The organism is Acinetobacter shaoyimingii (assembly GCF_011578045.1).
In the GTDB taxonomy this organism is placed as follows: domain Bacteria; phylum Pseudomonadota; class Gammaproteobacteria; order Pseudomonadales; family Moraxellaceae; genus Acinetobacter; species Acinetobacter shaoyimingii.
On sequence record NZ_CP049801.1, the window covers coordinates 347,500 to 362,018 of the forward strand.

The following is a 14,519-nucleotide window of genomic DNA, read 5'->3' on the forward strand; positions in this document are numbered from 1 at the left end:
TGGTTAATCTGCTATAAATAAGTGCAAAGATGGTCAAATATTTGTGTGCTTGAAACAGAGTAAACTAAGCAAAATCAAGATTATGAATGAAGTCTTGATCTCTACAGAATGAAATCGTAAGTGAAATATTGAATAAGTTTTGCCCCTACGGGCCATGTTGAAAAGAAGGGTACGCTATGCACATGCCATCGCCTAATACTGTAGCTCCCGCTAAAGGTTTATACCAACCGGATGAGTTTAAAGATAACTGTGGTTTCGGATTAATCGCCCATATGCAAGGCGATGCGAGTCATGACTTAGTCAAGACCGCGATTCATAGTTTAAGTTGTATGACGCACCGTGGTGGTATTGCTGCAGATGGTAAGACTGGGGATGGATGCGGCCTTCTTTTGGCTATGCCAAAACAATTCTTTCGTGAGGAAGCAAAACGACTCAGTGACATTACGTTGAGTGAAGTGTTTGCTGTAGGAACTGTGTTCCTCAACTTAGACCCAGCAATCGCTGCACATTCAAAACAAATATTAGTTAAAGAAATCGAATCTGAAGGTTGCAAAGTACTGGCTTGGCGTCCAATACCTACCAATGTCGATGCATTAGGTCCAATTGCACTACAGTCTATGCCTGCATTTGAACAGATCATCGTAAATTGTCCAATGGGTGTGACTGAAGCTGAGTTTAACCGTAAGTTGTTTTTAGCACGTCGTCGTGCAGAACAGCAGTTGGTCAATGACACTTCTTTCTATGTAACGACCTTATGCTCTACTGTCATCAGCTATAAAGGCTTGATGATGCCTGAAGCCATTGCAGATTTTTATACCGATCTTGCTGATGAGCGTTTAACTTCACATATTGTGGTGTTCCATCAGCGCTTTTCAACCAACACATTGCCTCGTTGGCCATTGGCTCAGCCATTCCGTTACTTGGCGCATAATGGTGAAATCAATACCATTACCGCGAACCGTAACTGGGCAATGGCACGTACACCAAAATTTGAAAACCCGTTATTGCCAGGCCTAACTGAGCTAAATCCAATTGTAAATCGTACAGGTTCAGATTCTTCAAGCTTAGATAATATGCTTGAGATTTTAGTCGGTGGTGGTATGGATTTGTTCCGTGCGCTACGTATGCTCGTTCCACCAGCTTGGCAAAATGTTGAAACTTTAGATGCTGACTTACGTGCATTCTATGAATTTAACTCGAAACATATGGAGGCTTGGGATGGTCCTGCAGGCCTTGTGATTCAAGATGGTCGCCATGCGATTTGTATGCTCGATCGTAATGGCTTACGTCCTGCGCGTTGGGTGATCACAAAGAATGGTTATATTACCTTGGCATCTGAAATTGGTGTTTGGGGCTATGAGCCAGAAGATGTTGTCTCTAAAGGTCGTGTAGGACCAGGTCAGATTCTGGTGATTGATACACTGACAGGTAAAATGCTCGACACCAAAGACGTCAGCAATCATCTGAAAAATATGCGTCCTTACCGTCAATGGTTACGTGAAAATTCAGTTCGTGTTCAAGGTAGCGCAGAACTTGAAGAATATTTATGTGAACAAGGTCTAAAAGGCGATGCATTAAAATCTGCACAAAAAATGTTTATGGTCACCTTTGAAGAACGTGATCAATTGCTTCGTCCAATTGCTGAAAGTGGTCAGGAAGCAGTGGGCTCAATGGGTGATGATACCCCAATGGCGGTGTTGTCACGTCAAGTTCGTCATGTGTCTGATTACTTCCGCCAGCAGTTTGCACAGGTGACTAACCCGCCAATCGATCCATTACGTGAATCTATTGTCATGTCATTGGAAACCTGTATTGGTCGTGAGCAGAATGTCTTTGAGCAAGGTCCAGAACATGCAGATCGTTTGATTGTTTCGAGTCCTGTGCTTTCAAACTCAAAAATGCATCAGATTCGTACATCAGGTCGTAAAGGCTATGAAATTGCTGATATCGATTTGAACTATGCTGAATCTGAAGGCTTAGAAGCTGCAATCGCACGTATTTGTGAAGAGTCTGCTCAAGCGATTCGTGATGGCAAAACCATCTTAGTGCTCACAGATAAGAAAATCCGTGAAGGTTTCTTACCTGCAAATGCTTTAATGGCAACAGGTGCGGTCCATCATTATCTGATTGATGTAGGTCTGCGTACGGATGCCAATATTATTGTAGAAACTGGTTTTGCACGTGATCCGCATCAATTTGCCGTGATCTTAGGTTTTGGTGCAACAGCGATTTATCCATATCTTGCTTATGACGTGATCAATGATTTAATCGCCAAAGGTGAGTTATTGGGTGACCCAATTCATGCACAGGCGAATTTCCGTAAAGGTATTGAAAAAGGCTTACTCAAAGTCCTTTCAAAAATGGGTATTTCTACAGTTGCGTCTTATCGTGGCGGTCAGTTATTTGAAGCTGTTGGGCTATCGACAGAAGTGGTTCAAAAATGCTTCAAAGGCGTTCCAAGTCGTATCAAAGGTGCAACATTTGTTGATCTTGAAAATGACCAGAAAAAACTGGCTGATATTGCGTGGAAAACACGTAAGCCAATTGATCAAGGTGGTTTGCTGAAATTTGTCTTTGATAAGGAATATCATGCATTTAACCCTGATGTAATCAATGCCTTACATAAGTCAGTGCGTTCAGGTCAATACGCAGATTTTAAAGAATATGCGGAATTGGTAAATAACCGTCCAGTGGCAACGATTCGTGATTTGTTAAAACTTAAAACGGATAATTCAATTGCATTAGATCAGGTTGAATCAGTTGAGGAAATCCTGCCACGTTTTGACTCTGCTGGAATGTCACTCGGTGCATTATCTCCAGAAGCACATGAAGCGATTGCGATTGCCATGAACACCATTGGTGGTCGTTCAAACTCAGGTGAAGGCGGTGAAGACCCAGCACGTTATGGCACAATCCGTAACTCGAAAATTAAACAAATTGCATCAGGTCGTTTTGGTGTAACACCTGCATATTTAACATCGGCAGAAGTGCTTCAAATTAAAGTGGCACAAGGCGCTAAACCAGGTGAAGGTGGTCAGTTACCTGGGGGTAAAGTGAATGGCTTAATTGCACGTTTACGTTACTCAGTACCAGGTGTAACCCTGATTTCACCTCCACCGCATCATGACATTTACTCGATTGAAGATTTATCGCAATTGATCTTTGACTTAAAACAAGTCAACCCAAAAGCGATGGTGTCAGTAAAATTGGTGTCTGAGCCGGGTGTCGGTACGATTGCAGCAGGTGTTGCAAAAGCCTATGCCGACTTTATTACCATTTCAGGTTATGACGGCGGTACTGCAGCTTCTCCACTTTCTTCAATTCATCATGCGGGTTCACCGTGGGAATTGGGTCTAAGTGAGGCGCATCAAGCACTTCGTGTCAACGATCTGCGTGGCAAAGTTCGTGTACAAACTGATGGTGGTTTGAAAACAGGTCTAGATGTAGTCAAAGCTGCCATTCTAGGTGCGGAAAGTTTTGGTTTTGGTTCTACACCAATGATTGCTTTGGGTTGTAAATATCTGCGCATTTGCCACTTAAACAACTGTGCGACTGGTGTGGCAACTCAACAAGATCATTTACGTCAGGAACACTATATTGGTGAACCTGAAATGCTCATCAACTTCTTCCACTTCATTGCAGAAGAAACACGTGAATGGTTGGCAGCACTTGGTGTATCGAGCTTGAAAGATTTGATTGGTCGTACTGATTTACTTGAAATGCTTCCAGGTGAAACAGATAAACACGCACATCTAGACCTAAGTGCATTGTTAGAGTCGCATCCATTTGCTGAAGGTAAGGCACAGTACTGTCAAGTTGAAGGCAATGCGCCATTCGACAAAGGTATTCTGGCTGAGAAAATGGTTGAGCAAATGTTACCAGCCATTGAAGCAGGCACAGGTGGTGAATATAGCTTCAGCATTGGTAACTGTGACCGTTCGATTGGTGCACGTATTTCAGGTGAAATTGCTCGTCGATATGGCAACCTCAGCATGGAAGCACATCCAGTCAAAGTGAAATTGACGGGTACTGCAGGTCAGTCATTGGGTGTATGGAATGCAGGTGGTTTGCATATTAGCCTTGAAGGTGATGCAAATGACTATGTGGGTAAAGGTATGGCAGGTGGTCGTGTATCCATCTTCCCACCAAAAGGTTCGCCTTTCCAAACTCAAGAAACTGCGATCATTGGGAATACATGTTTATACGGTGCGACAGGCGGTAAACTCTTCGCTGCAGGTACTGCGGGCGAGCGTTTTGCAGTTCGTAACTCTGGCGCATTTGCCGTGATTGAAGGTGCCGGCGATCACTGCTGTGAATACATGACAGGCGGTATAGTGACTGTGTTAGGTCGTGTTGGTCATAACTTTGGTGCAGGTATGACGGGCGGTTTCGCTTATGTGCTTGATTTGGATAATGACTTTGTAGATCATTACAACCACGAGCTGATTGAGCTAAACCGTATTTCAACTGAAGCGATGGAAGAACATCAAGCATTCTTACTCCGCATTTTAGATGAACACATTAAAGAAACAGGTAGTGCTTGGGCGTACAAGATTCGCAATGAGTTCGATTTCTATAGCCGCAAATTCTGGCTTGTGAAACCTAAAGCTGCTAACTTGCAGACTTTATTAAAAACTACTCAAGCTGATCCACAATAATTCCACTACTGCAGATATATAGGCAGGTGCAGCTGATAAATAAACAGACTGTGCCTACCCACGGAGAGAGACATGGCAGAGCGCCTAAATAATGACTTTCAGTTCCTGGATGTAGAACGCCAAGATCCAGAGAAAAAAGATCTCGTTGTCCGCAAAGCAGAGTTTGTGGAAATTTATAAACCGTTTACAACAGAAGTGGCTGCTAACCAAAGCCATCGTTGTTTAGGGTGTGGTAACCCGTATTGTGAATGGAAATGTCCAGTACATAACTACATTCCTAACTGGTTAAAACTGATTGCAGAAGGTCGCATTTTCCAAGCGGCTGAACTTTGTCATCAAACTAATACTTTGCCAGAAGTATGTGGTCGTGTTTGTCCACAAGACCGTCTTTGTGAGGGCGCGTGTACTTTGAATGATGGTTTTGGTGCAGTAACGATTGGTAATGCTGAAAAATATATCAACGACACAGCCTTCGCTTTAGGCTGGCGTCCTGATATGTCACAAGTGAAATGGACAGATAAAAAAGTTGCGATCATTGGTGCAGGTCCTGCGGGTCTAGGCTGTGCAGATATTTTGGTGCGCGCTGGGGTAAAGCCAGTCGTATTTGATAAGCGTCCTGAAATTGGTGGTCTACTGACCTTTGGTATTCCAGAATTCAAAATGGAAAAAGATGTCATGAAACGTCGCCGTGAAATTTTCACAGGCATGGGTGTTGAATTCCGTTTAAATACTGAAATTGGTACAGATATCACCATTGACCAACTTCTTGCTGAATACGATGCCGTATTTATGGGTATGGGAACATATACCTATATGAAAGGTGGGTTTGCAGGCGAAGATCTTGATGGTGTTTATGATGCCTTAGATTTCTTGATTGCCAATGTAAACCGTACCCAAGGTTGGGAGAAAGATCCATCAGAATACATCAGTGTAGAAGGTAAAAAAGTGGTCGTTCTTGGCGGTGGTGATACCGCAATGGATTGTAACCGTACTTCAATTCGTCAAGCTGCTGAATCTGTATTGTGTGCGTATCGTCGTGATGAAGAAAATATGCCAGGTTCACGTCGTGAAGTGAAAAATGCCCGTGAAGAAGGGGTGAATTTTGCTTTTAATCGTCAGCCAATCGAAATAGTCGGTGAAAATGGAAAAGTAACAGGCGTGAAAGTTGTGACTACGCAATTGGGTGAGCCAGATAGCCGTGGTCGTCGTAGCCCTGAGCCAATTCCAGGTTCTGAAGAAATCTTACCCGCAGATGTTGTGTTGCTTGCCTTCGGTTTTCGTACCAGTCCAGCGGATTGGTTCACGGGTGCAAATATTGGTCTAGATGGTTCTGGTCGTGTGATTGCTGCTGAAAAGCAAGAATATAAATTCCAAACATCGAATCCTAAAATTTTCGCAGGCGGAGATATGGTGCGTGGTTCTGACCTAGTTGTTACAGCAATTTGGGAAGGTCGCCAAGCAGCAGAAGGGATTTTAGACTATCTTGATGTGTGAGCTTGATCTTGATATGAAAGTGCGACTGTTAGATTTGCATTGAATATTGAACATCGAGAGTCGCAACTCTAAACCCACTTCGGTGGGTTTTTTATTATTTTATGTTTTATGTCAGACAATAGTATATTGAACCATATATAAAAATAATTATTCAAATATTTGAATTTTAATGATTAATTTTGAATAAAAATAAAATATCTAACATAAGTTGGCAAAAGTGCTTATTCGCCGTTTATCCTGTCTATTTGTGCAATATACAAAGCTTTTGACTATGACAATATGTTGAATAAATAAACAGTCAGTGCAGGGTATAACGATGACAGTTGCTCAAGTGACACCAGAAAAAAACTACCGAAATCGTCCTAAAGCATTGGGGATTAAGGTTCGTCGACTGACGTTCAATCCTAAAGCGATTCGTCGTCATTATTTTGCCGATTCTCCCGTGATGTCACATTTATTAACGGCATTGTCTTCCACTTTTCCAATTGGAGAGCAGTTCTTCGTACATAGCGTGCGTAATGTGCGTGATAAAGTGAAAGATGATCAACTCCAAGCACAAATCGCGGCATTTATTGGTCAAGAAGCCATGCACTCAAAAGCACATGCTGAGTTTAATGATGCATGGCGTAGAGACGATTACCAACTGGATAGCTTCCAAGCATGGCTCGGTCGTCGTGATGAATTTATTCGTACTGTTCATCCTAAGCTACAGCTTGCAATCACCTGTGCATTTGAACATTTCACTGCATTGCTTGGGGGCTATATTCTTCGACATCCCGAAGTTTTAAATACCCTAGATGAAGATGCCATTAAACTTTGGGTCTGGCATGCGATTGAAGAAATTGAGCATCGTGCTGTGGCATTTGATACTTATCAGGCAGTCTATAAGGATGATAAAGTTCGTCGAAGCATTATGCGTAGCGTCACCACCGGATTTGCAAGTTTAACGTTTTATTCGGCAAGTCGATTGTTTATGCAAGATTGGAAAAAAAGCCTGCCGAAAGTGACAGGAAATTTATATGGTTTTTACTTGATTTCTAAAATGTTGATTTCTTTGATTCCAGAATATTTGTCATATTACAAAGCAGATTTTCACCCCTCTGAAATTGATTACACAGAGCTTGTTGCCTACTGGAAATCACGTCTTGCAGATGAATATCAAGTTGAAGGGTTTCAAGAGCAAGAAGATACTCAAGGCATGTTATACAGTTAATTTCGCTTCTTATATATGTAAAAAAGCCAATGTTTTATCATTGGCTTTTTATGAAGGATCGATATGAAATATAAAAATTGATCTTATTTTTCGTTTAATCGTTCATGAATGCTTTCTAAAGTGTCCACCATTGTGCGCGTCATTTGATCAATTTCATAATTGAGTTTGCCACCTGCTTTGGCATATTTGAATGTGGTTAGGCGCAATGTTTCTGGAATTAAATCGACTGAAATTTCATGTGTTTTACGGTCTACTCGGTTGACGGTTAGACTGCATCCTTGAAGTCCAATAAAGCCTTTTTTGAAAAAGTATTTGATGTTATCTTCTGGAATTACGATATCTAAATGTACCGTATCGCCTGTATGTTCAACATGTTTAATCGTCGCCATACCTTCAATATGCCCAAAAAGATTATGTCCACCATTTTCCATACCCGCTTTAATAGAGCGTTCAACATTGACTTCATCACCAATGTTTAAAAATTGTAAGGTGGTTAACGAAGTGGTGAGTGCTGAAACATCAAAAGAGACAATATTTTTTTCGGTATCAAAATGTGTTGCAGTTAGGCAAGTACCATCAATGGCAACACTTGCACCCACAAAAACATCAGCAAATAAATTCAAAGTGTTCGAAATAAACAGTGTGGTAAAGTTATTGCCTTGTTGAATATCAACCACTTTTTCTAAACCTTGAACAATACCGGTATACATTTTTTATCTCATTTATTTAAGTTTAAAAACAGATTGATTGTACCGCATCTCAATATGGATCAAATCCATTCAATCAGCACAATCTTTCATATGAACATTGAATCATTTGATATACTTTGTTCAATCTTCAATCTTCAATCTTCAATCTTCAATCTTCAATCTTCAATCTTCAATCTTCAAAGTTTTTCGTCTTTAAATTGTTTAATCACACGCTGTCTTTGCCAAGGCAATGGTCGATCTAAAGATTCAGGAACATCACCTGAATGAGAGCGTAAGCGTAAGTGAATGGCTGCTTGTGCAATTAAATTTGCTGAAACAGGTGCTGTAATAAAAGCCAAGAGGGTAATAATAATTTCAGCAAAACCTAAACGATGATTAAATGCGGCGTAAATCATCCCAGCAATTAAAAAGCTCCCTAGGCCTAAAGTACTGGACTTCGTGGGTGCATGTAGACGCATAAATAAGTCAGGCAATTTCACCATGCCTATACCACCCACTAAAGTAAAAAAAGCACCAATAATCAGGAAGATTGATACGATAATTTCCATAAACATTTGCATAGTCGTATCTCCTAATCAATCACATGGCCAGTGGTGAAGTAGCGCGCCAATGCTACCGTAGAAACAAAGCCAAGCATGGCAACCAATAGTGCACCTTCAAAGAGAGATGTTGTCGCCCAATAAATGCCAAGAATGACCACCAAGCAGGTTGCATTTAAAAATAGTGTATCTAGGGCTAAGAGACGGTCAACGATAGATGGACCCATGACTAAACGCGTTAAGCAAAGTGCCATCGAAATGGTCACAGCAATCAAACAAATGCCTAAAGCATAAGGTAAAATGGTCATACCAGATCTCCTTGATTGACGCTAAAAATAGCCATCAGAGGCGCTTCATAACGGTTTTTAATCTCTTGAATATCCGCTTCTGGGTCGTCTGTACTGAGTGAGTGAACCAAAATATCACCACGTTCTTGATCGATACCTGCACTGACTGTACCAGGGGTCGTGGTAATAATCATTGCCAATAGGGAATTCACTTGTTCATGATCAGATTCTAATGGTACACGATACCATTTAGGATGCAGATTTTTGGTCGGTCCAAGAACCTGTTTCGCTACTTTTACGTTGCAAAGAATAATATCCCAGATCACTATGAACATGAGTTTAATCGCAAGTATCCAATGAATATTTGGCGTGCGCACAATAAATGGCTGAATTAACTTCGGGATAACAATTGCCAAAATAAATGCCACAATAAAATCAAATGCTTCAGCACTATGACCCAGCATCAACCAACTTAAAGCCACAATCACAGAGACAAATGGATGTGGAAAAACACGATCAAGAATTGAATTTTTCTGCTCCATTTATGGCTCCATTGGCTTTAATTGATCGTCATCAATTTGATGATCTATCGTATTTTTTTGATCTTGAATCTGTTGCTGTTTATACGGGGAAATATGTTCACCTTCCAAAGTTTTCGGGCTAATCATATAAGGAATGAAATGTGCATTGGCATCATTGTTTTCACCACCGTATTTGGTTTCAGGAATATATGCTGGATCAAAAGGTTGAACGCTAATGACTTCTTTATTTTCATCCGTCTTTAAAATGTGCTGTTGATATAATAATGCATCATTTAACTGTGCAGTGGTTTTCTGCATATAATTCAGAATTTGCGGTGCGCAAACCACATAGAGGCTTAAGCCAATTAAGAATAAATAAATGGTGAGATCATTACGTGGTGGTGCAATTTCAGGAATTTTGGCATATTCATCAAAAGCTTTCTCATTCGGATTATTTTCAGGGGTAGTTGCACGCCAGAACAGAATTAGACCGACACGTGTAAACGCCAAAATACTCAGTAAACTGGTCACGAGTACTATGACAATAATCAAAATTTGATAACTTGATGTTGCTGTGGTTTGTAAAATGAGGACTTTGCCTAAGAAACCACTAAACGGTGGAAGACCTGCCATCATCAGAGCAATAACGAAGAAACACACAGAAATGACCGTATTTTGTTTCATCTTAGGCGCAACTTTTATATGGTCTTTATATTCACCGCGTTGTGATGTGATCCAACCACAAAGTAAATATAATGATGCTGCAATAATTGTACTATGCACCATGTAGTACAAGCCTGCCGACCAAGCATCTTGCGTCATTAAAGACAGCGCGATAATGATGGTTCCCACAGATGATAGCACCATAAAACCCACAAAGCGTCTTAAGCGTTCTGCGCCAATTGCGCCAATTGCACCATAAAGTGTCGTGATTAAACCAACAAGTAATAGGCAATTGCTGAGAATAGTTTGTGCAAAATCATCATTAAAAACTGTACCGTTGACCCGTAGAATTGCATAGATCCCGACTTTGGTCATGATAGTAAAGAATGCGGCGACTGGCGTTGTTGCGACAGCATAGGTTTTAGGGAGCCAAAAACCGACAGGTAAAATCGCGGCTTTAATTGCAAAGACCACAAATAACAACAATCCACCTGCAACAGCTAGCTTGTGCTGATCTGGTTCCAGCAAAGGTAATAGACGGTTAACATCCGCCATATTTAAGCTACCCACACTCCCATAGATCATGCCTAATCCAATCAGGAATAGGGCAGAGGCTAGGAGGTTAATGGTGACGTAGTGGATACCCAGTTGAAAGCGTGCTCGACCTTGTCCGTGTAATAGCAGCACATAAGATGCCATAAGCAAAATTTCAAAGAACACGAACAGGTTAAATAAGTCACCGGTTAGGAATGCACCACACAAGCCCATGAGTAAGAAATGACTCATCGCATGGAAATATCGTCCACGAGCATCCCATTGTTTACTGGCAAACCAAATCAAAGGCGTTGCGAGTACATAAGTGAGTACAAGCATCAATGCAGATAAGCGATCTAAGACCAAGACAATCCCAAAAGGTGCTGTCCATTCGCTGAGTTGATAGACCTGAATCGCACCCGTGTTGGCGTGGAGTAAATAACTGATTGCTGTCGCAAGTCCAAGCACAGCAGATACTAAGCTAATTCCACGGCGCCAAGGCTGTCTCCAATCATGTGATAGAGAGCCTGCTCCTGGGTTGCCTAAAATGACCAAAATAAATGCTGTAAATGCAGGAATTAAAATACTCATGATTGGTGCATGAGCGTGCCAAAAATCTAAAAAGTTCATCATTAAGGCTCGTCCTCACGTGGATCACTATTGATGATGTCTTCTTTAGAGTCGACGTGATCGGTTCCTGATTCATAACGGCTACGCAGTGCCAACTGTACAATAAAGGCTGTGGTTGCAAAGCCAATCACAATGGCTGTTAATACTAAGGCTTGTGGCAAAGGATCAGTCACATGGCTGGTATTGGTGAGTACTGCAGGTGCATTGACTTGCACACGACCCATGGCAAATAAAAATAAATTGACGGCATAACCAATCATGGCAAGACCCAAAACCACAGGGAATGTACGACCTCGTAGAATGAGGTAAATGCCAGTAGCGACTAATAATCCAATACCTGAAGCCAGTAAAAATTCTAAACTAATCATCTTTTACCCCTTTGGCACTGGACCAGTCATGCTGGTATTTCTAGAGTCACCCAGTACTGAAATCAGTAGCATGGTTGCACCTACAACAGTTAAATACACACCAAGGTCAAATGCAGCAGCAGACGCTAAATGCATTTTTCCAAGAATAACGGGTTCAATATAAATGTGTGCGCTGGTCAAGAAAGGACGCCCCCATAACCATGCTGCTAGACCTGTAATACCAGCAATCACTAAACCAAAACCTATCCAAATCTCGTATAAGCGTCCAGATTTCGCTTTCAGCATTTGTTCAGCTTGATCTTGTCCTAGTGCAATATATTGAATGACCAAGGCCATAGACGTGATCAGACCTGCAATAAATCCACCACCAGGTAAATTATGACCACGAAGGAATATATATAAACTCACCACAAGGGCGATCGGAAGTACCCAAGATGCCGTAATACGGAACATGAGTGGAGAAGGATTAAAACGGTATGTTAAGCCTTGGGTCATGACCGTGCCGTGGGCACGCATACCATCCATCATACAGAGCGCACCAATGGCTGCGATGCCTAAAACTGTAATCTCACCAAAGGTATCAAATCCACGGAAATCAACCAAAATCACGTTGACCACGTTTGATCCACCGCCCAATGGCAACGATTGTTGAATAAAGAACCAAGAAATTGAATTGTGATCACGGGTTAAGATAAGCCAAGCAATCCAGCCAACACCTAGCCCTCCTCCAATAGCAATCACTGCATCTCGCCAACGACGCGTTTGTGATGATTCGTACGGAGTCAATTGTGGCAGGAGTGACAAGCTCATTAGCAATAATACGGTGGTCACCACATCGACTGTAATTTGTGTTAAAGCTAAGTCTGGTGCAGACAAGGTGACAAAGACTAGGGTAACCACTAAGCCGACTGCGCCACTAATCAGTACCGCTTTAATGCGTTCATGATGGAACCACAGCATCATCCAACATGCAGAGAACAACAATAACCACAGCACAATTGCTAATATTGGCGCATGGCTAAGTTCACGTGTTCCCGTAAAAATACCATTGCCATACAGTGGAATGGTGACCATCACAATTGAGAAAATCACAATCCAGAGTAAATAATTTTGTAATGAACCTGTTTCTGTCGCGCGTTTAATTTTGCGAGAGTACGTCAGCAAGTACTTTAAGAAATCTTCAAAGAGTAATTTGCCTTGTAGTTTTCCGAGTAAAGGATCTAAATCAATGTCACGGATCTTACCGCCTTTAGCGAGAGCAAAGTAGAAAATGATTCCACCTATGAGCGCAATCGCACTCATCAATAGCGGTAAATTAAATCCATGCCAAATGGCTAAATGCACACCTTCAAATTCAGGTTGATTAATGCTGGCACGCGTTCCTGCATTGACAAAATTTTGCACCAAAAGCGCAGGTAAAATACCGACAGCAATGCACAGTGTTGCCAAAAATATAGCGGGTGCGCGCATGCCAATAGGCGGCTCATGGGCATTTTTTTTCGGTACGTCTCGTCCGATATCACCATCGAAAAATACACCGTGAACCAAGCGGGCAGAGTATGCCACCGCAAACAGTCCTGCCATGGTCGCGACAAAAGCCGCAAATACCGCTAAACCGCCAGATAGATTTGCCAAGAGTTCAGTGAAGAACATTTCTTTGGACAGGAAACCGTTGGTTAGTGGTACGCCTGCCATAGCAGCTGCAGTAATCATGGTTAATGTTGCAGTAAAAGGCAGCAGTTGCCAAACACCACTGAGCTTTCTTAAATCACGTGTTCCTGTTTCATGATCAATAATACCCGCAATCATAAACAGGGCGGCTTTGAAGGTTGCGTGGTTAATAATATGGAAAATGGCTGCGGCAACTGCAAGAGGTGAACCTAAACCAAGTAAACATACAATCAAGCCTAAATGACTGATGGTTGAGTAAGCCAATAAGCCTTTTAAATCTTCTTTAAAAATAGCGAAGAATGCGGCCATACATAGCGTTAGCAGACCAATACTGGTGACTAAGCCGTGATACAGCGCAGAGCCAACAAAAATAGGCATTAAACGTGCGAGTAAAAATATCCCCGCTTTGACCATAGTCGCGGAGTGTAAATATGCCGAGACAGGCGTTGGTGCAGCCATGGCATTGGGTAACCAGAAGTGAAAAGGAAATTGCGCACTTTTGGTGAAGGCACCCAATAAAACCAAAATTAAAACGGGAATAAAGAGAGAACTGGACTGAATGGTGTCAGTCATAGTCACAATCTGGTCAATCTCGTAAGTATTGGTAATCTGCCCCAACAGAATAAAACCACCGAGCATGGCAAGACCACCCATACCGGTAATGGTCAGTGCCATGCGTGCGCCACGCTGCGCAGCATCATAATTATTCCAATACCCCACCAATAGAAAGGAAGAAATACTGGTCAATTCCCAGAACACTAATAAAATGATTAAGTTATTACTGAGAGAAATCCCCAACATTGCTGCCATAAACAGCATGAGTAGGGCATAAAGTTTATTGAGAGAATTTCGAGGATTTAAATAATAATATGCATAAATGTAGATGAGTGTGCCAATACCCGTGATGAGTAAAGCAAAAATTAAACCGAGTGCATCTAAACGAAAACTAAAATTAATACCCAGTTGAGGAAGCCACGACCACTGCTCTGAGAGAACAACACCATTGAGGACTTGCTTGGCTTGAGTCAGTAACAAAATGAAGCTTGTTAAACTGACTCCAATTGCCCCTAAAGCTGTTACCCCACGAGAGAATCTTTTCAGCCACAGGACCAGGAAAGTGCCAAGTATTAACGGTAATAATATAATAATCGGTAGCACACTTGTATCCATTGTATTGCATAGGTCGAAACCTATAATGAGTTTTATCTTTCAAAGATTTGAGGATACCAAA

Annotated in this window: 10 protein-coding genes; 3 read left to right on the forward strand and 7 right to left on the reverse strand. The window is 41.7% G+C overall.

Annotated elements, in window-relative coordinates:
- Positions 1 to 182: 182 nt before the first annotated feature.
- From gltB to G8E00_RS01615, 3 genes are all read left to right on the forward strand, one after another.
- Positions 183 to 4,658, forward strand: a complete 4,476-nt coding sequence (gene gltB, locus G8E00_RS01605; protein WP_171522888.1) for a glutamate synthase large subunit — start codon at positions 183 to 185, stop codon at positions 4,656 to 4,658.
- A 72-nt stretch (positions 4,659 to 4,730) separates the two neighbouring features.
- Complete coding sequence (locus G8E00_RS01610; RefSeq protein ID WP_166221548.1) at positions 4,731 to 6,152, forward strand: FAD-dependent oxidoreductase; 1,422 nt, start codon at positions 4,731 to 4,733, stop codon at positions 6,150 to 6,152.
- A 316-nt stretch (positions 6,153 to 6,468) separates the two neighbouring features.
- On the forward strand, positions 6,469 to 7,365 hold the full coding sequence (locus tag G8E00_RS01615) for a metal-dependent hydrolase (protein ID WP_166221550.1): 897 nt from the start codon (positions 6,469 to 6,471) through the stop codon (positions 7,363 to 7,365).
- A gap of 83 nt (positions 7,366 to 7,448) precedes the next feature.
- On the opposite strand, the gene G8E00_RS01620 is transcribed toward G8E00_RS01615, so the two are convergent.
- From G8E00_RS01620 to G8E00_RS01650, 7 genes are all read right to left on the reverse strand, one after another.
- Entirely contained in the window at positions 7,449 to 8,075 is a 627-nt protein-coding gene (locus tag G8E00_RS01620; RefSeq protein WP_166221552.1) for a riboflavin synthase subunit alpha, read from the reverse strand.
- Positions 8,076 to 8,251: 176 nt separating this feature from the next.
- Complete coding sequence (locus G8E00_RS01625) at positions 8,252 to 8,635, reverse strand: Na+/H+ antiporter subunit G (protein ID WP_166008708.1); 384 nt, start codon at positions 8,633 to 8,635, stop codon at positions 8,252 to 8,254.
- A gap of 11 nt (positions 8,636 to 8,646) precedes the next feature.
- Complete coding sequence (locus G8E00_RS01630) at positions 8,647 to 8,922, reverse strand: monovalent cation/H+ antiporter subunit F (protein ID WP_166008707.1); 276 nt, start codon at positions 8,920 to 8,922, stop codon at positions 8,647 to 8,649.
- Positions 8,919 to 9,443: a Na+/H+ antiporter subunit E gene (locus G8E00_RS01635; protein ID WP_166008706.1), complete on the reverse strand. Its 525-nt coding sequence runs from the start codon at positions 9,441 to 9,443 to the stop codon at positions 8,919 to 8,921. The genes G8E00_RS01630 and G8E00_RS01635 overlap by 4 nt, the downstream gene beginning before the upstream one ends.
- The gene (locus G8E00_RS01640; protein ID WP_166008705.1) at positions 9,444 to 11,252 is read right to left on the reverse strand and encodes a monovalent cation/H+ antiporter subunit D; all 1,809 of its coding nucleotides are present in this window, start codon (positions 11,250 to 11,252) and stop codon (positions 9,444 to 9,446) included.
- A complete protein-coding gene (locus G8E00_RS01645; protein WP_166008704.1) occupies positions 11,252 to 11,617 on the reverse strand; it encodes a Na+/H+ antiporter subunit C in 366 nt (121 codons plus the stop codon). Before G8E00_RS01645 ends, G8E00_RS01640 begins: the two co-directional genes overlap by 1 nt.
- A 3-nt stretch (positions 11,618 to 11,620) precedes the next feature.
- Positions 11,621 to 14,458, reverse strand: a complete 2,838-nt coding sequence (locus G8E00_RS01650) for a monovalent cation/H+ antiporter subunit A (RefSeq protein WP_166221554.1) — start codon at positions 14,456 to 14,458, stop codon at positions 11,621 to 11,623.
- Between the last annotated feature and the right edge of the window lie 61 nt (positions 14,459 to 14,519).

Coding starts and splice junctions, on each gene's coding strand:
- gltB (WP_171522888.1), top strand. CDS start 183: ATGCCATCGCCTAATACTGTAGCTCCCGCTAAAGGTTTATACCAACCG.
- G8E00_RS01610 (WP_166221548.1), top strand. CDS start 4,731: ATGGCAGAGCGCCTAAATAATGACTTTCAGTTCCTGGATGTAGAACGC.
- G8E00_RS01615 (WP_166221550.1), top strand. CDS start 6,469: ATGACAGTTGCTCAAGTGACACCAGAAAAAAACTACCGAAATCGTCCT.
- G8E00_RS01620 (WP_166221552.1), bottom strand. CDS start 8,075: ATGTATACCGGTATTGTTCAAGGTTTAGAAAAAGTGGTTGATATTCAA.
- G8E00_RS01625 (WP_166008708.1), bottom strand. CDS start 8,635: ATGCAAATGTTTATGGAAATTATCGTATCAATCTTCCTGATTATTGGT.
- G8E00_RS01630 (WP_166008707.1), bottom strand. CDS start 8,922: ATGACCATTTTACCTTATGCTTTAGGCATTTGTTTGATTGCTGTGACC.
- G8E00_RS01635 (WP_166008706.1), bottom strand. CDS start 9,443: ATGGAGCAGAAAAATTCAATTCTTGATCGTGTTTTTCCACATCCATTT.
- G8E00_RS01640 (WP_166008705.1), bottom strand. CDS start 11,252: ATGATGAACTTTTTAGATTTTTGGCACGCTCATGCACCAATCATGAGT.
- G8E00_RS01645 (WP_166008704.1), bottom strand. CDS start 11,617: ATGATTAGTTTAGAATTTTTACTGGCTTCAGGTATTGGATTATTAGTC.
- G8E00_RS01650 (WP_166221554.1), bottom strand. CDS start 14,458: ATGGATACAAGTGTGCTACCGATTATTATATTATTACCGTTAATACTT.